This is a genomic window from Niabella pedocola, from assembly GCF_021044425.1.
Classification (GTDB): Bacteria; Bacteroidota; Bacteroidia; order Chitinophagales; family Chitinophagaceae; genus Niabella; species Niabella pedocola.
Genome location: NZ_JAJNEC010000004.1, coordinates 343,005 through 362,191, shown reverse-complemented (window position 1 = coordinate 362,191; position 19,187 = coordinate 343,005). Strand labels below are relative to the sequence as shown.

16 protein-coding genes are annotated in these 19,187 nt (G+C 47.8%); 8 read left to right on the top strand and 8 right to left on the bottom strand.

The window, feature by feature from the left end:
• Complete coding sequence (locus tag LQ567_RS05460) at window positions 1-924, bottom strand: glycosyltransferase family 2 protein (protein WP_231003103.1); 924 nt, start codon at window positions 922-924, stop codon at window positions 1-3.
• A 130-nt stretch (window positions 925-1,054) separates the two neighbouring features.
• Between LQ567_RS05460 and LQ567_RS05455 the strand changes: the two genes are divergently transcribed.
• Window positions 1,055-1,798 carry a class I SAM-dependent methyltransferase gene (locus LQ567_RS05455; protein WP_231003102.1) on the top strand — a complete coding sequence of 248 codons (744 nt, stop codon included), beginning with the start codon at window positions 1,055-1,057 and terminating at the stop codon, window positions 1,796-1,798.
• Window positions 1,799-1,892: 94 nt separating this feature from the next.
• On the opposite strand, the gene LQ567_RS05450 is transcribed toward LQ567_RS05455, so the two are convergent.
• Entirely contained in the window at window positions 1,893-2,648 is a 756-nt protein-coding gene (locus tag LQ567_RS05450; protein ID WP_231003101.1) for a class I SAM-dependent methyltransferase, read from the bottom strand.
• A 64-nt stretch (window positions 2,649-2,712) separates the two neighbouring features.
• Here LQ567_RS05450 and LQ567_RS05445 point away from each other — a divergent pair, with 64 nt between their 5' ends.
• Window positions 2,713-3,564: a glycosyltransferase family protein gene (locus tag LQ567_RS05445; protein ID WP_231003100.1), complete on the top strand. Its 852-nt coding sequence runs from the start codon at window positions 2,713-2,715 to the stop codon at window positions 3,562-3,564.
• A 32-nt stretch (window positions 3,565-3,596) separates the two neighbouring features.
• On the opposite strand, the gene LQ567_RS05440 is transcribed toward LQ567_RS05445, so the two are convergent.
• Both LQ567_RS05440 and LQ567_RS05435 read right to left on the bottom strand, forming a co-directional pair.
• Complete coding sequence (locus tag LQ567_RS05440; RefSeq protein WP_231003099.1) at window positions 3,597-5,030, bottom strand: arabinose isomerase; 1,434 nt, start codon at window positions 5,028-5,030, stop codon at window positions 3,597-3,599.
• 46 nt (window positions 5,031-5,076) lie between these two features.
• Window positions 5,077-8,238 (bottom strand): glycosyl hydrolase, encoded by a 3,162-nt coding sequence (locus LQ567_RS05435; protein ID WP_231003098.1) that lies wholly within the window; start codon window positions 8,236-8,238, stop codon window positions 5,077-5,079.
• A 105-nt stretch (window positions 8,239-8,343) separates the two neighbouring features.
• On the opposite strand from LQ567_RS05435, the gene LQ567_RS05430 reads away from it, so the two are divergent.
• A complete protein-coding gene (locus LQ567_RS05430; protein ID WP_231003097.1) occupies window positions 8,344-9,225 on the top strand; it encodes an AraC family transcriptional regulator in 882 nt (293 codons plus the stop codon).
• Between the two features lie 43 nt (window positions 9,226-9,268).
• Here LQ567_RS05430 and LQ567_RS05425 read toward each other — a convergent pair whose 3' ends face one another.
• Window positions 9,269-10,042, bottom strand: coding sequence for a menaquinone biosynthetic enzyme MqnA/MqnD family protein (locus LQ567_RS05425; protein ID WP_231003096.1), 774 nt, complete (start codon window positions 10,040-10,042; stop codon window positions 9,269-9,271).
• Window positions 10,043-10,119: 77 nt separating this feature from the next.
• Here LQ567_RS05425 and purB point away from each other — a divergent pair, with 77 nt between their 5' ends.
• Window positions 10,120-11,457: an adenylosuccinate lyase gene (gene purB / locus LQ567_RS05420; protein WP_231003095.1), complete on the top strand. Its 1,338-nt coding sequence runs from the start codon at window positions 10,120-10,122 to the stop codon at window positions 11,455-11,457.
• Between the two features lie 281 nt (window positions 11,458-11,738).
• On the opposite strand, the gene LQ567_RS05415 is transcribed toward purB, so the two are convergent.
• Entirely contained in the window at window positions 11,739-12,350 is a 612-nt protein-coding gene (locus tag LQ567_RS05415; RefSeq protein WP_231003094.1) for a superoxide dismutase family protein, read from the bottom strand.
• Window positions 12,351-12,546: 196 nt separating this feature from the next.
• On the opposite strand from LQ567_RS05415, the gene LQ567_RS05410 reads away from it, so the two are divergent.
• From LQ567_RS05410 to LQ567_RS05395, 4 genes are read left to right on the top strand one after another with little or no spacing between them, the layout of a single operon-like run.
• On the top strand, window positions 12,547-13,107 hold the full coding sequence (locus tag LQ567_RS05410; protein ID WP_231003093.1) for an NUDIX domain-containing protein: 561 nt from the start codon (window positions 12,547-12,549) through the stop codon (window positions 13,105-13,107).
• Between the two features lie 31 nt (window positions 13,108-13,138).
• Window positions 13,139-13,663: a DUF4112 domain-containing protein gene (locus LQ567_RS05405; RefSeq protein ID WP_231003092.1), complete on the top strand. Its 525-nt coding sequence runs from the start codon at window positions 13,139-13,141 to the stop codon at window positions 13,661-13,663.
• Window positions 13,664-13,687: 24 nt separating this feature from the next.
• Window positions 13,688-14,458: a 23S rRNA (guanosine(2251)-2'-O)-methyltransferase RlmB gene (rlmB, locus tag LQ567_RS05400; RefSeq protein ID WP_231003091.1), complete on the top strand. Its 771-nt coding sequence runs from the start codon at window positions 13,688-13,690 to the stop codon at window positions 14,456-14,458.
• A gap of 41 nt (window positions 14,459-14,499) precedes the next feature.
• Window positions 14,500-15,189, top strand: coding sequence for a 3-keto-disaccharide hydrolase (locus tag LQ567_RS05395; protein ID WP_231003090.1), 690 nt, complete (start codon window positions 14,500-14,502; stop codon window positions 15,187-15,189).
• A 148-nt stretch (window positions 15,190-15,337) separates the two neighbouring features.
• Here LQ567_RS05395 and LQ567_RS05390 read toward each other — a convergent pair whose 3' ends face one another.
• Window positions 15,338-16,762, bottom strand: a complete 1,425-nt coding sequence (locus LQ567_RS05390) for an exo-alpha-sialidase (protein WP_231003089.1) — start codon at window positions 16,760-16,762, stop codon at window positions 15,338-15,340.
• Window positions 16,759-19,104 (bottom strand): TonB-dependent receptor, encoded by a 2,346-nt coding sequence (locus LQ567_RS05385; RefSeq protein ID WP_231003088.1) that lies wholly within the window; start codon window positions 19,102-19,104, stop codon window positions 16,759-16,761. The genes LQ567_RS05390 and LQ567_RS05385 overlap by 4 nt, the downstream gene beginning before the upstream one ends.
• Between the last annotated feature and the right edge of the window lie 83 nt (window positions 19,105-19,187).

Genomic DNA, 19,187 nt, shown 5'->3' with positions numbered 1-19,187 from the left:
CTACCGGAAGCAGTAGGAAAGAAACATCAGTGATTTCGATAGCGGGCCGATCTTTAACAGGGATAGGGGAATGGCAAACTGGAATTTCATCAGCCGTAACATGCTTTCAGGAAGGGTTGCTATATCTACATAAGGAACAAGATCTGCGTTGGTGCGTATCTTAAGATTTCTGAACGACCGCCAATAATAATCATATGCATAGATATTATCAAGGATCCCGGTTCCCAGTTTCTTCAGCAGGTAAAAATTTTCGGGGATCTCTGTTTCTTTTTGGCGAAATACTTCGGAAGTGATTTGTGCTTCATGCACGCCGATACCAATAAGACTTTCGGGTATATAGGTAAACGTTTCCCGTGCAAGGTACCGGATATAAAATTCAAAGTCCACTACCCATTTTACCCGTTCATCGTACCAGTCTGTAACATTATTCCGGATCAGTGTGGTGCTGGGCGGACCAATAAAGTTTCGTTTGAAAAGATTGACGGGCGACTTTCCGAGCAACCTGAGTTCCAGGGAGGTTACAGGGTGGGTTGTTTCCGTATCTGCAGAGCGGGATATATATTTACAAAAAATGAAGTTGCCCGATTGCGCGTCTGTGGCCTTTTGCGCGAAAATGGTCAATGCATCCGGTGTGGTAAAGAAGTCATCGTGATGCATGAGCTTGATCCATTGCCCCCGGGCTTTGCCGATCGCCTTGTTCCAGTTGGCGGGTGATCCCAGGGGTATGGTGTTTTTGAAATAGCTTAATTGCTGAATGGAAGAATGATACGTGTCGCTAAGCGTCTCAATTGCATTGGAGCGACTATCATCTGTAATGATAACCTCGTAGTCTTTAAATGTTTGCAATGCAATACTGTCAAGCAGCCTTTGAACAAGGCCGGCACTTTCGTATGCGGGAACGCAAATGGAGATCAGGGGTTGCATGCGTAAGCTAAATGAGCAAATGTATTCTTTTTTTTATCAAAAGTCAATGGCTTGCACTGCGCACTTCCGGGCTTCGTATTAATTAGACCGTTAAGCTTATATTTGTAACCGATAAACCCTTTTTTAGTTCATGGAAAGTATTCAGCAAATATTTGAAAATTATTCAGGACCGCTTTTGAATAAGTGGGATAATTATATTGACATTTATGATTATTACTTTTCACCCTACCGGAATAAGGAATTTGTGTTCCTTGAAATAGGCGTTGCGCATGGCGGTTCGCTTCAGTTCTGGCAGCAATATTTCGGAAATAAGATTAAAATATACGGCATTGATATAAACCCCGAATGTAAAAAATTCGAGAATGACAATGTGAAGATATTTATCGGTTCACAGGAAGATCCGGTCTTTTTGGAGTCTGTAAAGAAATCCATTCCGCCCATTGACATCCTGCTGGATGACGGAGGGCACACCATGAAGCAGCAGATCACCACCTTTAATGTACTTTTTGATCATGTGAAGCGTGATGGGATCTATATGTGCGAAGACCTGCATACGTCTTATTATAAAAATTTCGGGGGTGGCCTGAGACGCGCCGGTTCATTTATTGAATTTAGTAAGCGGCATATCGATAATCTTCACGGATGGTTCGCCAAGAAAGGGCAACGGCAGGAAATGCTCAATAAAATCACGGCATCCGTTTGGGCCATTCATTATTATAATTCGATCGTGGTGTATTTAAAACGGGAAATGAAAGAACCAAAAAATCTTTTTAAAGGTGATGAAACGGTAACGATCGGCGACTACGCCGTGTTTGGACAAAAGCGGTCGATTACCGGGCAACTTAAAAAACTGATTTCCCGCTCCGGAAAGTGATCTTGATAAACACAGGCGAATAAAAAGAAATCTTCCTTTTGGCAAAGCCTGATCCGTGGCGGATCGATGATTCGTCGCTTCCTGTATTGTGGTCTTAGCCTGTTTTTTCTGCCAGCGTAAATAAATGGAAGGGCTTGAATGCTTTATTGAGAATGGTTTTAAAACCACCATATTCAAGCATCTGGTTGATGAGTTCGAAAGAAAAAACGTGGTGATGTACACAGCGGTTCATGTAGTTGTTCTGTGTGCGGCTGATCAGCTCTTCCTTCGTTTGCTCCTGGTCCTTTGACAGATCATGCAACCGGATCACTTCTTCAAAATGGGTATTATCCCGCTCGGTTATGTTTTGCTCAAAATCTGCAAGCAGATGTTCAAACGAAGTATAAGGGCGGTTATGGTCGAATGTATACCGTTTGTCGGGTAAAACAAGGCACAAACGGCCCCCGGGTTTTAATACCTGATTCCATCTTTTTACAGCCCTGATGGGGTTGGCAACATGTTCCAGGCTATGGCAGGAAAGTAAAAAATCATAGTGGTTGTCCGGAACGGAAGAGAGCTCGGAAGCTTCATCGATATATTGATGACCTGCCGGCTTATTTTTCCCGTATTGATAGGTATTACCTTCTTTAATATGTCCCTCCCAAACCGTATTACTGCTGAAATTTACACCATCGATCTTCCGGGCATACAGGTAAACAGGAAAAAAGGATTTGATTCCAAAGGAACTGCTGGGGCCACCGACTTCGATACCTGTTTGGTTTTTAAAGGTTTGGGCATAACGAATCGTTTCCCGTTTAAAGGGGTTTTTTAAATAGGAAACTTCTGTAATAAGCGATTCTATGAGGTCCATAGTTGCAAAATAATACCATTAAGTTGAAATGAATTGATATTTTTGGCGAATAAGAAAAAGGAATATGAAATTTGCAGCGGTTGTGATCACTTATTTTCCCGGGGATGATTTTTTGGATAATATCGCAACGTATCTGAATCATATCGACCGCCTTTATATTGCAGACAATAGCGATCCCTCCTTTTCTTTTCCGGAGCAACTTAGCAATAATCCCAAAATTACCATCCTGGCGGATGGAGTAAACCGGGGCATTGCGGTAAGGCTTAACCAGGTAATGGAGATGGCCGCAAATGAAGGGTATGACTGGATGCTTACGATGGATCAGGATTCCAGTTTTAATGCGGAACAACTGCAGCAATACCTTGTCAATATTAGAAACTTTAAACAACAGGAAACAGTGGCTATGTTTGGGGTTGAAACCGGAAAAACACCGGAATCACCTTCCGCAGCATTTGAACCATCGCGCCTGCTGATTACTTCGGGGAGTATGGTTAACCTGCATCTTTCAAAACAAACGGGCGGTTTTGATGAGCGGCTGTTTATAGACGGGGTCGATCATGCCTACTGCTTCCAGGCGGGTAGGCTGGGCTTTGAAACGGTGCGCTTTACAGGCATTTATCTGAACCACAACCTCGGAACCCGGCATACCGTTCGTTCCCTGAAAAGCCTGCAGCAAACCAGCCGGGCGCTACATCCGCCGTTCCGGTTATATTATATGTTCCGGAATTTCCAATACCTCTCAAAAATATACGAGGCCGATTTTCCGGAGGAGTTCGCCCTGTTAAAAAAAGATCTGTATAACCGCATCAAAAATCACCTGCTTTACGGATCCGGAAAAATGCGCACCTTAAAAGCGCTGCTAAAAGCGCGGAAGGATTTCCGGGAAGGAAGCATGGGCAAGCAATCCGTTCGCTGATCCGGGTTACCCGGTTGGGTGTGGCTGTAATTTTACGTTGTGATGACGACCACCTCCATATTTAGCAACTTTCCCAGTTTTTCGATCCTGGAAGCTATATGGCCTACGCCTACGGCACAATGATGTGCGGGACCCTGGGCATTCCACTGGTTGATAAAATTTCTGGCCCCGCAGGCAAAACGATAGCGGCTGTTGGTATTGCCGATCTGTAAAACAGGACCCGGTACGGATTCGGCTTCAGCCACGAGTAACATCAGTTTGCCGTCGCCGGTTTCTGCTACGGACAGCAGGGTTACGGGGCCGTGTTTAACGCTCATTTCAACCGATAGTCCCTTGCCTACTTTGCCATGATAGACCACCAGCGGGCGTACCTTGGTTTTGCCTTCGGCGATGGCCAGGTGGCCGGGCCCATCGTGCCCCATGAGTACCACGTCTTCTTTAAAATCTACGGCGTAATATTCGGTAAATGAACCGCCGGCTCCAAAGCCATCCATGATCTTCATGGCCTGGGCATTTTTGATCTCGTATTCCCCGGCAACCGGAATGTTGTTGGCCGTAAGCAGGGAATTGCCCAGGATGATGGAGCTCATGGTGTCTTCATTCTCCATATTTCCTGTTCCCTTATAATAATAGGCCATGGAGCCCAGCCGGTATTGTGCCACCAGTTTGTCCAGCGCTACGGATGTACGGGCGGCACGCTGCATTTCCGTTTCCAAACAATCCGGCTGTACATCAAACAGCTCCCTGAAAAGAGCCACCCGTTCCGCAATGGCCTTTTCGGGAATATTCTTCCGTAATGCAGAAAGCTCATCTACTTCCAGCAGTTCTATATGGCCACCAAAGGTGGCATACTGCTGTGTTAGATCGGTATAGATATCCAGCATGCCGCTGTAATAATGTCCCATGCAGCCCAGCCGGTTATGCGCCATCATATGCGCTACTTTTGCAGCTTCCACCCATTCCTGTATTTCATCCCAGGCCGGATCGCTTTCCTGCAGCATACCCGTTACCTGGTAAAACCGGATACCGGTCCGCTTAAATACATTGGCGATCTCGGGTACGGGGCAGGCCGAGCACCAGGCCAGCCATTCGCCGGTCATCTTTGTGCGGTCATCCATAGCATTAAGGGCGGTGTAGTTAATGTGCAAACCGGGGGCAAGATTTAGGATAATGACCGGCACTTTGGCTCGTTGTACCGCCGGTAATACCGTGGCGGAAAGGGCATAAGTAGTAACATAAAGAAACACCAGGTCTACTTCTTCCCGGCGGAACCGGCTGCCCGCGGCAAAGGCCTTGTCCACATTGTCTACCAACCCGGCATTGATCACCGCCGGGTGGATCGCGCTGATGCGTTCCTCAACCAACTGAAGATATCCTTCGAGCCGCTGTTCCAATCCTTCAAACTGGTCCCAGTAGGCATCCAGGCCAATTCCCATTAACCCGATCTTTAAAACAGATGATGACATATATACTTTTTTATTCGCATCCATTAAAATAAATTCCTGTTCAATCTTACTCACTCCGGAATAAACGGATGTCATCGAGCCCATAGTCGAACAGGATGTAGTTATTGCCCGGAGGGTATGCTGTTATACCATTCCAGCTATCAGGCCCCGTGTATCCCTGCCGGTATGTTTTGTAATGGGGCCCCATTAAATTTCGCAGGCTGCCCGCTACGGTTACTTCAACCTGGTTTGATCCCTTTTTTATCAACGTTGATACATCAAGCTGGTAAGGCGCTGCAAATACGAGTCCGGCATCGCGCCCGTTTACGCGAACTGCGGCAACCGATCCTTTTAAGGAATCAAGCTGTAGAAAATACGGTCCTTCCGTGTTGAGATCGTATTCCTTGTTGTAAACAACGGTATGCCCGTACATCGGCAGTCCCTGTTTTTTCCAGCTTCCTGTGGTCAGGGCCTTCGGCGCAACGATCTTCCAGCCTTTTTCAGCTGATTCGAGGTTGTAATTACCCAGGATAAAAAGCGGTCCTATCTCTGCATAGATATGCATCGGTTCAATCGTAAGCGAAATCGTATTATCCCCTGGTTTCAGATAAGGACCTACCTGTAAAACGGTAAATGCACGGTCCATCCACCATCCGGTTCCCGGTGTGATGGTGTGGCCGTTAACCTGGATCGTATTCCATAACTGTCCCTGTTCAATAACCGCTCTGAAGTTTTGGGTGTTAACCTCCTTATCAATGAGAAAATGATAGGCTACGGTAAAGCCGGATCCCCTGGAAAAAGTATCCCGCTGTACAAACCTGGTTTTGAATTGCATCTGGTGGTCCCAGGGATCTCCGGGGAAACCGTTTTCTTTAAATACCAGCTGTGTGGCATCTTTTACATGGATGTTCTTCTTTTGGGTATCCCGGATCTGAAGATCGCAGAAGTCGATCATTAAAGTATTTTCCGCAGGCCGTTCCACGCTAATGCGGCTTCCCCTGATTTCCTTTTCCTGCTTAAGTTGCCTGTAAACACCGGAGGCTTTTTGCGCTTTGTCCGCGATAAAGAATAACGCACTGCCGGCGGGCGGAATATCAAATGCAAAACGGGTATACCCGGCATTCCTGTTTTCGGGGTATTTCAGGATTTTTCCTGTATTCAGATCCATCCATAATATAAATTTACTACCGGATACTTCTACATGCCCGGCAGCGGTTTTTGTAAGATTCGCGTTGGATAAAAACAATAGCTGTCCATCGCTGATGATGCGCCGGTGATGGAGCAGGCCGCCATCTTCTGTAATGGGCGTGGTCATATGAATCTTAAAACCTGCCGTGCGGAACACCTCGTCCATTACCCGGGGTTCAAGCTGCGGATAGGTTGTTATGTTTTGCTGACGGAGGAAAAGCTGTTCTGCGGATGTGATGGCCGCACCGTCAATACGGCTTAGCGGGTGAAACAGTACCAGTTTGCCGCCATTGGCCACAAATTTTTTTAGCAGGAGGTAGGTTTGCCGGTTGATGTTTTCCATTCCGGGTGGAATAACTACCGTTGTATAAGCAGCATTCCCGACCCGGAACAGATGATTGATTACGGCTCCATGGTCTTTAATAATATGCTCTGATCCCAGGTCATATTCGGCCTGCGCTTTTTCCAGTTGTGTAATAAACGCCTGGAACCGGTTGCCTGTTTCAAAAAAGCGTTCATTGCTTTTAATACGGCTATGGTACATCCATGCGGTGGATGTAGGTTCAAGGATCAGTACCGTGTTTTTCTGAATGCCGCGGGAAAGCACATAAGAGAGCCGGGCAAAGTATTCATTGAGCGGTTTGTAATAGGGCCACCAGGAATTTTGATAGGAAAAGGTGGTAGGGTAATCATACTTGCGGGCTCCGGCCATACTCATCCAGGAGAGATGCTGGTTCATAAAGTTCACCCCCAACGCCGCCTGCCAGTCGCCCAGCCGTTTCATATCCCTGAAGGTCAAATCCCATCCGGCACCGCCATAGGTTTCACAAAGCGTGCGTTCTTTTCCCAGCTGATTGGCTACGCTGGCCAACTCCTTTACCGAACGGATATTGCCAAACTGTGCATTCGGGCTCGATTCGTTGAACTGGTTAAATAACATGTCAATACCGGGTTGATCATGCCAGGCATACATCGCCATATTATCGGGTCCCTCACCGGGATCCGGCCAGCCGTGTTCCCAGTAGTGTCCGGTCCATTTTAAATGATTCTTTTGGGTAAACGCCTGCATAGGCTTGGACCACCGGTCGATAAAGAGCTGGAGCAGAGTCTCCTGGTAGTTATGCCGGATCTTCCGCCAATCGCCGGTTTCCTCAAAAAGGGAGGGCAGGTGTGGCACCAGGTCGTAGCCCCATTTTTCCCGGAATGCGGTAAAAAGATCGGGTGTCCAGCGCGTGGTCTCACTGCCATGTGTGGGAATACTGGGCTCATCAGAGAACGTGCCGGGAACCGTTTTCCCGAATGCATCGCCAAAGGCCTTTTTATAAGGGCCGAATGTTACGTCGATAAATTTTTCGGTAACGCCTTTCACCAGCAGATCCACCAGGGGATAATCCGGTGGCCCCACCATACCTGCCTGGTTCGCATAGCTGAGTTTCCGGAACAGGTAATAGTTGCCTTTTTTGCCGGCCAGTTGTATCGCGCGGGCCGTAATATCTGTAAATTGGTCCTGTGCTTTTTCCAGGCAGATAAAATAAGCGCTCCGGTCAGCGGGAATGGTATCGGATTTAAATAGTTGCAGCATCTGCCCCTGGTTGTAGGATTCGGGCATCTGGTCGGGCACCAGGCCCCCGGCGAATCCGGTCGGATAAGAATTTTCATCATAGATCCAAACATGCATATCGAGTTCGGCAGCTTTTTGAATCGCATGTTTGTACAGCAACAACCAGTCTTCGCTCAGGTATTCGGTTATCAGCCCCGGGCGTGGATGTATGAATACGCCACCGAAGGCATTGGCTTTAAACTCCTGCAACATAGCGTCAATAATGCCGGTAGTAACCTTTGTATTCCATACCCAGAGGGGTGCCGTCCGGAATGCTTTACCGGGACTGGAAAAGTTACGCAGGATGGTTGAGAAGGGAATGGGAGGTGCTGGTTTTTTCAGCGATTGGGCATGAGTGCCGGCCGCAAAGAGCAGGGAAAAAAGCAACACTGCGGCCGTGCCCCGTTTTCTTTTCCTGAGGTTTGTTTTTATAGCAATCATTGAATACCGGAATTTTAACCGGGATACAAAAATCCTTAAAATTCCACCTCCCGGCCATATCAAAAATGATCTTTCACCTGTATTTTTTGATAAATTTGGAAACCCATGCATAACTATTATAAATATCTTCCTACCAGTAATTTGGATAAAAGCTGGGGCTTATATGTGGTAAACGTGGGATGTACCCGGGTTGTTAAATCGCAGCTTTATCCCGCCGGGGATCATCCCTCGCATCACTATTTCAAATGGGAAGAAGGGCGTGTGCTGGATGAGTTTCAACTGATCTACATCCTCAATGGGGAGGGGGTATTTGAATCAAAGAGCTGCCCGCTGATACCGGTAAAATCCGGTACATTGCTGATGCTGTACCCGTACGAATGGCATCGCTTTAAGCCCAATAGTGATACCGGTTGGGAAGAGTACTGGATCGGATGTAAGGGCAGCATTCTGCAAAATATTTATCACCACCATTTTTTCCCAAAAGAAACGCCGGCATATCACGTGGGTGTCAACGAACCGGTGATCGGCTTATTTACAGCGATCATCGAACAAACGCGGTCCGAAAAGACGGGCTACCAGCAGCTGGTATCAGGAATGCTGCTGCACCTGTTTGGAAAAATATTCACGCTGTCTAAACAGTTGCACTTCGATAAGAAAAATAAACATGAGGAGCTGATCAACCAGGCCATGTCGGTGATGCAGGCCAATATCCACTCGTACCTGTCGTTTGAAAAACTGGCAGGTGATCTTTGTATCAGCTATTCCTCTTTCCGGAAAGCGTTTAAGTTATATACCGGTATGTCTCCGCATCAGTATTTTTTACAATTGAAACTCAATAAGGCGAAAACATTGCTGCTGCAGGCAGATGCTTCTGTAAAGCAAATAGCCGATGCACTCGGTTTTGAATCGGCCTATGCCTTTTCCAAGATCTTTAAGGCCAAAACCGGGGATGCACCCAATCATTTTAAGAAGAAATTCCGGTTATAGCGGTGGGCACATACCGGCAACAGCGTTCACAAAATCGGCAGGGTTATAGCGGTGCCGCCAGGATCTTTAAAAACCGGTCGAGCCCTTTACGTTTTTCTTCATCAAGGGTATAGCTCAGATCCTGTGAGTAATATTTTTTGAGATCATAGATCCCTTCCGGTATCCGTGCAATCACCTCATCCAGGTGATCCAGTCCGTAGGCATTGGCTTTATCAAACTCCGCAATAAAATGGTCCGGCAGCTTGCGGGTACTTACCCAGGCAGCAAACACAAAGGGCAGGCCGGTTGCATTTTTCCATTCCCCAGCCAGGTCATAAATATATTCAAATTTTGTGCGCTGTTGCAAGGCCCGGTCACCAATCACCAAACCGGCAGTAGTGCCTTTTATCTCATCCAGATAGGCCTCATTGCGGGCATCGATGATCTCCGGGTGGATCTTCCAGTGGTTCAGAATCAGCCACCGGCATAGGGCCACAGAAGACCGGCTTTGATAATCGAGATAAATTTTTTCCACCTGTTCCAGCGGTACCTGGCTGAATACACAAACGGAAGCCACATTGCCAATGGCGCCAATGCAATAATTGCCGTTTATATAGTACTGCGGAAGCTTTCGCGTAATGGCCACGGGAACCAATCCTACATCGATCTGGTCATTCAGCAGCAACTCCGCCAGTTTTGCGGGCACATCTTCGATGAGTTCGATCTTTTCGGTAATAGGGGGAAACTGTAAACCGTATAAAAGGGGTCTTGTATTGAGGTAATTAATTATTCCAACTCTTATCTTTTCTTCCACGCCGAATCCTTTATTTTTGTGCAAAATTAATTTGTTTCGGGGTTAAAATTCAATGTTTGACGTTAAACTTTATACCTGAAACCTCAAACTTGGAACTACGTATGTCTTTAACAGCAATTTCGCCGGTAGACGGCCGTTATCATAAACAGGTTCAGCAGCTGCAGGAATATTACAGTGAGTATGCGCTGATCAAATACCGTGTGATCGTGGAGATCGAATATCTTTTTTTCCTGGCGGAGAAAAAATTCCTGAAATTATCGGCATCGGCCAAGAAGCACCTGCGGGCCGTGATTGAAAACTTCGGCACCGATCAGGCCAAGGCGATCAAGGAGATCGAAAAAACGACCAATCACGATGTAAAGGCGGTAGAATATTTTCTGAAAGCGGAACTGGATAAAACCGATGCAAAGGAAGCAAAGGAGTGGATTCATTTTGGGCTTACCTCCCAGGATGTGAACAACACCGCTATCCCGATGCTCTGGAAAGGCAGTATGGAACAGGAGCTGATGCCGGCGTATGTAAACCTTCAATCGCAGCTGAAGGAACTGGCTAAGCAGTGGAAGGATATTTCCATGCTGGCGAAAACCCACGGACAACCGGCTTCTCCTACCAAGCTCGGTAAGGAATTTATGGTTTTTGTAGAACGGATGGATAACCAGGTGCAGCAGTTTTCCTATATCCCGTTTGCGGCCAAGTTTGGAGGTGCTACCGGTAATTTTAATGCGCATCATGTAGCGTATCCCAAAGTGGATTGGATCAAATTCGGGAACGAGTTTGTAGATGAGGTGCTGGGATTGCAGCGGATGCAATACACCACCCAGATTGAACATTACGATAACCTGGCAGCGCATTTTGATGCGATCAAACGGTTAAATACCATCCTGCTGGATCTTTGCCGCGATATCTGGACCTATATCAGCATGGATTATTTTAAGCAAAGAACCAAGGCCGGGGAAGTGGGCTCTTCCGCAATGCCGCATAAGGTAAACCCGATCGATTTTGAAAACGCAGAAGGGAACTTGGGCATTGCCAACGCGCTCCTGGAGCACCTTGCAGCCAAGCTGCCGGTGAGTCGTCTGCAACGCGATCTTACGGACAGTACAGTACTGCGCAATATCGGAGTACCCGTGGCACATACCCTCATTGCGATAAAGAGTATTGAAAAGGGACTGGGCAAACTGGTGCTTAATGAAGCCAGGCTGAAGCAGGACCTGGAAGATAACTGGGCTGTGGTAGCAGAAGCCATACAGACCATCCTGCGCCGGGAAAAATATCCCAACCCGTATGAAGCTTTAAAAGCGCTTACCAGGGGAAAGGCGGGTATCACTAAGACCGCTATCCATGAATTTATAAAAGGGTTAAAAATTGCTGCGGATCTTAAAAAGGAACTCCGGCAGATCACCCCGCATAATTATACGGGGATCGTGGCAAAGTATTAACAGCCGGATCTCGGCTAACTGACAACAAATCCATTTTTTATGCCGCCCTGATGATTATTGGGGCGGCATTTATGTGTTAAAAATCTTCAGGACGACAAATTACGTTTTCAGTCATGCTGTCCCGATGTATCGGGATGTTTCAGCAGCTATCGTTGTTAGGTCCTGAAACAGGGATAGATCCCGGATCAAGTCCGGGATGACATCTTCAGGAGGTAATGCTCCCTAATAAAAAAGCGGTCTCAAACCTGAGACCGCCACTCTTAAAATAAACGAAGTTTGGTTTAAAGCTTTGTGATCACACCGCATCCTACACGGGGACCGCTGTTGCCGGTGGGCTGGGTCTTGTAATCGTCTGTGCCGCCATGTACAATGATGGCGCGTCCGATGATCGCTTTATCGCCCGGCTCAATGCTCCACAGGTCGGTGGTTACGCTTTTTGTAGCATGCCCGGTTGCGTCCAGTTTAATATTGCCGATATCACCCGAATGGAAGGCCGCAGAGCCCCATTCTCCATGATTCGATTTTGTCGGGTTCCAGTGGCCATGCGAGTTTTCGCCCTTCATGCCACAATCTCCATGTTCGTGAAAATGCACGGCCACATTACTGTCGGCCCGTTCCTTCATATTGATCTCCAGATCCAGCCGGATCTTTCCATCGGTCAGTTTGTAAAATTTTGCAGAACCAATGTTCCGGGTGCTGTCGCTGGTGAGCTGTAAATTAGCCACTGCTACGGGTGTTCCTTCCGGGGCTGTGGTTTCGGGGGCTGCAGGTGCGGTCGTATCTGCCTGGCTGGTTGCGGTAGAGTCGGCTCCGCTTTTTTCCGAAGCACTGTTTCCGCAGGATCCCAGTACAAGCAGGGCGGCAACACCCGCGGAGAAGAAAACTTTTTTCATAATCATTATTTTTTAAAGTGTTAAGTTGTTCACTATTAATACGCAAAACTAACTGAATTATTGTTATAAAGGGGTGCACAACACGCAGATTTGTTAATTTAGCACGGGGTGAGCGGCGGCCCTGTTTTATTTTGGATCGGTTGCGGCCGCTTACTGAAATATTAATCATTAATTTTAGGATTCAAAAAAAACAGGAATGATGGCTATGGAAAATCCATGGAAGGTTTTGGGCAAACAGGAGGTATATGATAATCCCTGGATCAATGTAACAGAATTTGATGTGATCAATCCTGCAGGCGGAAAGGGGATCTATGGGAAAGTACATTTTAAGAATATTGCCATTGGGATCCTCGTATTGGATGCGCATCAACATACCTACCTGATCGGGCAATACCGTTTCGCTATTGACGCTTATACCTGGGAGATCCCCGAAGGCGGCTGTCCTGAAGGCAGCGATCCGCTGGAAAGTGCACGGAGGGAACTGCTGGAGGAGGCGGGTCTGGAGGCCCTGCACTGGAAGGAGTTGCTGCGGATGCATTTATCCAATTCGGTATCGGATGAGCTGGCGATTATATACCTGGCTACCGGCCTCGTTCAAAAAACGCCCGATCCGGAGGAAACGGAACAACTCACCATCCGGAAGCTCCCGCTGGTAGAGGCCCTGGAAATGGTGGAAACGGGCGTGATCACCGATGCGATCTCCGTAGCCGCTTTTCAGAAGGCCGCGTTATTGAAACATACGGGTGCGCTTTTGTAGTGGCTCTTCAAACGCATATATTCTATAAAGCATGGCAAAACGTCAAAACAGGTCAACGTTACCTGCAGCAGTATCTGCCGCAACCGATCCGCGTTTAAAAACGGTAAGAACCATCAGCCGGCTGATGGATGAACAGTTTTCCGTTGGGGGCTTTAAATTCGGACTGGACCCTTTACTGAATTTTATCCCCGTGCTGGGAGATGTAAGCGGGTACCTGTTGTCTGTAGGGCTCATCATCACCATGGCGCAGCACGGCGCATCGGGCAGGCTGGTGGCCAAAATGGTGGTAAATGCAACCCTCGATGCTTTTATAGGTGCGATTCCCATACTGGGATGGATCTTCGATTTTATATATAAGGCCAATACGCGTAATCTGAAATTGCTTACCGAACATTATACCGAAGGGAAACATAAGGGTGGTGCGGGATCGGTTATTCTTATGGTTTTACTGGTAACCGGGGCCATCCTGGTGCTGCTGGTGATACTGGCCGTTAAGTTCCTGCAATGGATCCTGGAATGGGATCAAAAAACGTCGGGATTAAAAATCAGTTTTTAAAGCGGGTTTTCTTTTCTTTGCGTGGTGAAAGATTTCAGAAAAAAACAACAAAGACCCAAAAAGTCCAGCCTGGTGTATGGCCGGCAGGCTGTAATACAGGCCCTGGAACAGGGCGAAGCACTGGACCGTATTTACCTTGATCAGAAACTGAATGACCCGGTGGCGGGGGAGATCCGCCGGCTGGCCGCCGCCAAACTGGTGCCTGTAAACTATGTACCTGTTGCCCGGCTGGCGCATTTTAATGTGGAGGGCCATGAGGGCGTAGTGGCCCAAAAGTCGAAGATTATCTACCAGAACCTGCAGGATATCATCTCTTTTGTAATTGAGCGCGGCGAGGTTCCACTGTTCTTAATACTGGATGGCATTACGGATGTACGGAATATTGGCGGTATTGCACGTACGGCCTGGTGCTGTGGTGTGCAGGCCATCATTATACCAGATAAAGGGGTGGGCGCATTGAATGACGATGCGATTCTTACTTCTGCCGGCGCGCTGGAAAAAATTCCGGTATGCCGGGTAAACAGTTTAATGAAGGCGGTAGATGAGCTGCATCTGAACGGCGTTACCGTATTTGCCAGTGCCATGGAAGCGGCCATCCCGGTAGCCACGGCTGATCTTCGTATTCCTGCTGCTATTGTAATGGGAAGCGAAGAAAAAGGAATCTATCCGGCCCTGCTGAAAATATGCGATACGGCTATTTCCATCCCTATGTACAATCAATTTGAAAGTTTAAATGTGTCCGTTGCCACCGGCATGATCCTCTATGAAGCCATGAAACAACGGATGCCGGCATAAACGGCCTGCTTCAATCTTATTTACCTTATCAAAACATTGTTATGAGCAATTGTATCAGAAGAAATGTATTGCTGTGCCTGATTGGTTTTACGGTATTTGGTTGCGCACCCAAAACGGCTCCTTCAGCCGGAGCGGATGGCAATGCCTTATCCCGTAAGGAGCAAAAGGAGGGCTATGTGTTGTTGTTCGACGGCCAGTCCTTAAACAACTGGATCGACGCTAATAACCAGTACGAGGTTCGTGAAAATGCCATTGTTAAAAAAACAAAAGGCTATGGTAATTTATACAGCCGGAATGAATACCGGGATTGTATCCTACGCTTTGAGTTCCTGCTCACGCCGGCTGCCAACAACGGGTTGGGCTTTCATCATAAACTGGTAGAAGGCACAAAAGGATATGACGGTATCGAATTGCAGATCCTGGATAACGACGCAGCGGTATATAAAGCGCTTAAGCCCTACCAATATCACGGATCACTTTATGGTTATGTTCCGGCAAAGCGCAAGGGATTAAAGCCGGCAGGAACCTGGAATTACCAGGAGGTGACGGTGCAGGGCTCTAAAATAAAGATAGTGCTGAACGGCGAAACCATCCTGGATACAGATATCCAGGCATTGCCGGCGGCTGCACGGGCCAAGGATCCCCGGTTATTGTATGAAAAAGGACATATCGCATTTCTGGGGCATGATTCAGAGATCCGGATCCGGAATATCCGCGTCCGGGAGTTATAAACTCCCCGGCTTTGAATATTGCAAAACGGCAACCGGTGATCTGTCCGGCACCGTTACAGCTATTTAAGATCTGATCCCCGGTTTTATTAAAACAACCGGGGATACCTGTAATGAAGCACTACAAAAAGCTCCGGTATCCAGGGCTGCCCTATTGTTGCAGGGGGTAAGCGCCCGGATCTTTTAAGAATTTTCCCTTGCATAGATCGGAGCAAAAGCCAATTACCTGTTGATGATAATGGGCGGTATCTGCAGGATGCGCCTGTATCGCCATGCCACATACGGGATCCCTGGGATTTACTGTTTTTACGGCATTTAACCGGGGCGCCGTGCCGGGTGCAGCCACACTGGTTTTTTGAACAGGGGTGTTTATATCTGCGGCATCTACCAGGCCATAATAAATTTTATCGTCCTGGCTCCAGGCTACAAGAACGTTACCGGTGCCAAAGGCTTTAACAACCGGGTAGCTTGCCTGCGATTTTGGGGCGTCCATTTCGAAACTGTAACGGTTATTACCGACCAGTTTGTTTAATACGATCCTGTTATATTGAAGCGCGCCTTCGCTGCGGCTTTCATTAAAGGCTAAAAGACGGCTTCCGTCCGGCATACGGCATACCTGAACAAACCGGCCCTGGGTGCTGATAAGCATGCGGTCTGCTTCCTGCAGCCGATCGTTAAGCGTGCAGTAATAAATACCTTTTTGAGGACCTCCCGTAAACCATGTGGCGTAGATGTTTTTATCATCCATGGCGATGGACGGACCGTTGTGCGGGCAACCGTAGATCACCCAGCCATCCTTACTGAAAGGCATTGCAGGTGTAAAACTTTTGCCGTTATCGGCGGAGGTGATCATGGATACATCTCTTAAAGAATCGTTGATGATATCGCGGAAAGCAACGGCTATGTTACCCTTTTCATTGCTGCAGATGGCGATCCGGCAGCATTCGCAGGCAACAGAATCCAGTATTGTTTCCTCATGGAAAAAGTTCCCCGGGCCGGTTTTAGAAAATTTTACGGAGCGACCGTTGCCTCCGCCGCGCAACGGCACATCCAGCCAACAGGCGCCAATTTCGCCATCGCTTAAACGGGTAATGGCTGCAAAGGAATGACTTTTGCCGGCGGCCGTATCCTGGTGCAGATAACGCGGCGGGCTCCAGGTTTTTCCCTTGTCTGAAGAAACCATGTATTTTACCGAACCGGCATACCGGTTTTGCTCCGTTGGAGCCGAAGTTTCATAAATGGCAAGAATGGTTCCATCGCCTTTGAAAGCAACTTTGGGCATGCCTTCTTCATGAAACTGGGCGCTCTGTTCAATGGGTACCGGGATCTTTGGTGCGAAACCCTGCCGTTCCGCATCAAAAAATGCCATATAAAAAAGTTTGATGCCGGTGCTTTTATCCGTCTCGCACCAGCTGATCACGGGCCGGTTCTGTTCATCACCGGTAAGGAAAACACAGTTGGCTTTTTTTGCGGTATCTGAAAGCACCTGGGACTGCTCCCGGGAATTGTTTTTTTTATTGATACCGCAAGCGGCCATCAGCATAATGAGCACGGTAAGAATCGGATACTGTTTCATTTGAAGTTGTATTTTAATGTTACACCTGTATAATAATTGATGCCTGCCGATGGATTATAAAACTGTGGTGGTATGCCATTGGCATCTGCATTGTATAAGATCAGCGAAGAGTAGGCGGTATTCAGGGCGTTATTAACTCCAGCAGCGAGTTCCAGGCCCAGCCGGTCCCATTCCTTTTTGAACCCCAGCTTTATATTGAGCAGTGCATAGGGATCTGAATAGTAGGTATTCGCATCGTTTAAAGGGATCTTATCATAGTAATAGTAAATGATGTTACAAAATAAGCCATACCGGGTATCGATATCGGCCCCCGCCGACAAGCTATGCGGAACCACGCCCGTTACATGTTTCCCGGAATGATCCCGGGTAACCACGGTGGAGGAGCTCCAATCGAAAGATTGCGTTTTATAATCCGTGAACCGGTAATCGTTGAACGTATAACTGATCCATGGTTTCATAAATGAAACGGGACTGAGCGGATCATTTACCAGGATATAGGAAACGAAGGCTTCCAGCCCCTTTTGACGGGCAGCGCCTGCATTTTTATAGGCGGTGGTACCGTTGGGTTTTGCAACGGGAACAATTGCATTTTTTAAAAATAGCTGGTAGGCGGTGATGTCGAAATTGAGCCTTGTTTTTAAAACGGAGCCTCTCAATCCTACTTCATAATTCCGCCCATCCTCCGGGCGGATCTCTTTGTTCAGCGTTCCATCATAATTATTGATTTCAGAAACAGGCGGGGGAGAGTATCCGTAGCTCATGCTGGCATGTGCGGCTACATTCCGGGTGAGCTTTTTTACAAGCCCGATCCTTGGGGAGATCCTGTCCGGGAAATTCAGCAACCCCGTATAGCTCACGTGCCCTGAATCTTTTAGAAGGTCCAGGATATCGTAGGATAAATGGTTATAGCTGGCACCGGCCGTTAGCAGTAACTGCAGCGGCAGATCGAATTCGGCCTGCGCAAAAAGGGCCCTGGATGCAGACATAACGATATCGTTCTGACGCAGGTCTCCGGGCTCCGGCCATGTACCGGGTACGTCGTTGATGATGGTAAAGGTATTGCCAAACTGGTGCTGATACTGGTATTCTCCCCCAAGGCTAAACCGGCTTTTGATGCGGCCCAGGTAAGGCGCGTACATAAATTTTGTTCGAGCGCCATAACCCGTCAGGCTTTCCTTCAGGTAGCCGTTATAGTAACTGCTGGAGCCAAACGGATGATCATAGGTTTGAAAGTTGCCGTACACACTGGTGGTATTGGAGAAATGATCGCTGAAGTGATAGGCTTGTGAAGCACCCAATGCCGTTGCATTATAGTTCTTCACCGATGTTTTATTTTCCCGGTTATAAGCCACCGCCTGACGCGGCATTGAATCGGCCTGGGATTTTGTTAACCCGCCGGCAATACCCAGGCTTCCGGTTGTATGGGTTACAAAGAAACTCAGGCTCCGTTTTTCGTTTGGCCGGTACTCCGAGAAAATATTAACGAGGTCCTTATTGCCCCAGTTATTTTCACGGTAGCCATCGTAGCGCTGCCGCACCACATTGGCGGAAAGATTAAAATTACTGTCGGCTGTTTTATAGGAAGCGGTAAACCGGCTAAAGCCGTAAGAACCGGCGGTATACCCGGCCTCCAGGGTATGCTGCCCCAATGCGGCGCTGGTGTTCTTTATAAGCAATACACCGCCATTACCGGCACCGTACATACTGCCGGAGGGCCCTTTGAGTACTTCCATCGAGCCGATGATGGCCGGATCAAAGTCAATGCTTTTTTGCGCCGTGCCATCGGGAGAAGACAGCGGGATATCGTTCCAGTAGATCCGCACATTGCGGATCCCCCAGGGATTATTGATCAGGCTGCCCCGGATCGATATCCGGTAATTGCCTGCAGAATAGGCCTCCATTTTAACACCCGGGATGGTATTCATGGCCGCCATAATATCCATATGATCGCCGCGTCCGAGTACCCCTGCGTTTAACACGCCGATGGAACCGGCCGTTTCCAGGAGCTTCCGGTTCGTTTGATAGCCCGTTACGGAAACGGTGCTGAGATTAACGCTGTTGCCGACCAATGCAATGTGCAGGAACGGCGGATGCTCCGGTATCCGGATGATCTTTGTTTCGTACCCGGCAAACGAAACGGTTAGCTGCATCGGATGCTGTTGCAGCAACAGGGTAAATGTTCCGTTTACTGAAGTGGTTGCCGTTTGCATTCCTGCTTTGATCGTTGCGCCTGTAAGGGGTTCCCCGGTTTGCTTGTCTGTTATTTTTCCTGTAAGTGAGGGCTGTGCAAGCAGGGTGCTGCCATACAGTACTCCTATACAGAGTATCGTGAAAAATTTCATTTTAATAAATTGATGGTATCAATGAGATGCACGTTTTCTAAGCACAGGCATAGGAATACCGGTTCCTTAAAATACGTGTAGAT

What these genes read in the sequence shown, in the direction of transcription:
- LQ567_RS05460 (WP_231003103.1), bottom strand. Translation starts at nt 924, where the DNA reads ATGCAACCCCTGATCTCCATTTGCGTTCCCGCATACGAAAGTGCCGGC.
- LQ567_RS05455 (WP_231003102.1), top strand. Translation starts at nt 1,055, where the DNA reads ATGGAAAGTATTCAGCAAATATTTGAAAATTATTCAGGACCGCTTTTG.
- LQ567_RS05450 (WP_231003101.1), bottom strand. Translation starts at nt 2,648, where the DNA reads ATGGACCTCATAGAATCGCTTATTACAGAAGTTTCCTATTTAAAAAAC.
- LQ567_RS05445 (WP_231003100.1), top strand. Translation starts at nt 2,713, where the DNA reads ATGAAATTTGCAGCGGTTGTGATCACTTATTTTCCCGGGGATGATTTT.
- LQ567_RS05440 (WP_231003099.1), bottom strand. Translation starts at nt 5,030, where the DNA reads ATGTCATCATCTGTTTTAAAGATCGGGTTAATGGGAATTGGCCTGGAT.
- LQ567_RS05435 (WP_231003098.1), bottom strand. Translation starts at nt 8,238, where the DNA reads ATGATTGCTATAAAAACAAACCTCAGGAAAAGAAAACGGGGCACGGCC.
- LQ567_RS05430 (WP_231003097.1), top strand. Translation starts at nt 8,344, where the DNA reads ATGCATAACTATTATAAATATCTTCCTACCAGTAATTTGGATAAAAGC.
- purB (WP_231003095.1), top strand. Translation starts at nt 10,120, where the DNA reads ATGTCTTTAACAGCAATTTCGCCGGTAGACGGCCGTTATCATAAACAG.
- LQ567_RS05415 (WP_231003094.1), bottom strand. Translation starts at nt 12,350, where the DNA reads ATGAAAAAAGTTTTCTTCTCCGCGGGTGTTGCCGCCCTGCTTGTACTG.
- LQ567_RS05410 (WP_231003093.1), top strand. Translation starts at nt 12,547, where the DNA reads ATGATGGCTATGGAAAATCCATGGAAGGTTTTGGGCAAACAGGAGGTA.
- LQ567_RS05405 (WP_231003092.1), top strand. Translation starts at nt 13,139, where the DNA reads ATGGCAAAACGTCAAAACAGGTCAACGTTACCTGCAGCAGTATCTGCC.
- LQ567_RS05395 (WP_231003090.1), top strand. Translation starts at nt 14,500, where the DNA reads ATGAGCAATTGTATCAGAAGAAATGTATTGCTGTGCCTGATTGGTTTT.
- LQ567_RS05390 (WP_231003089.1), bottom strand. Translation starts at nt 16,762, where the DNA reads ATGAAACAGTATCCGATTCTTACCGTGCTCATTATGCTGATGGCCGCT.
- LQ567_RS05385 (WP_231003088.1), bottom strand. Translation starts at nt 19,104, where the DNA reads ATGAAATTTTTCACGATACTCTGTATAGGAGTACTGTATGGCAGCACC.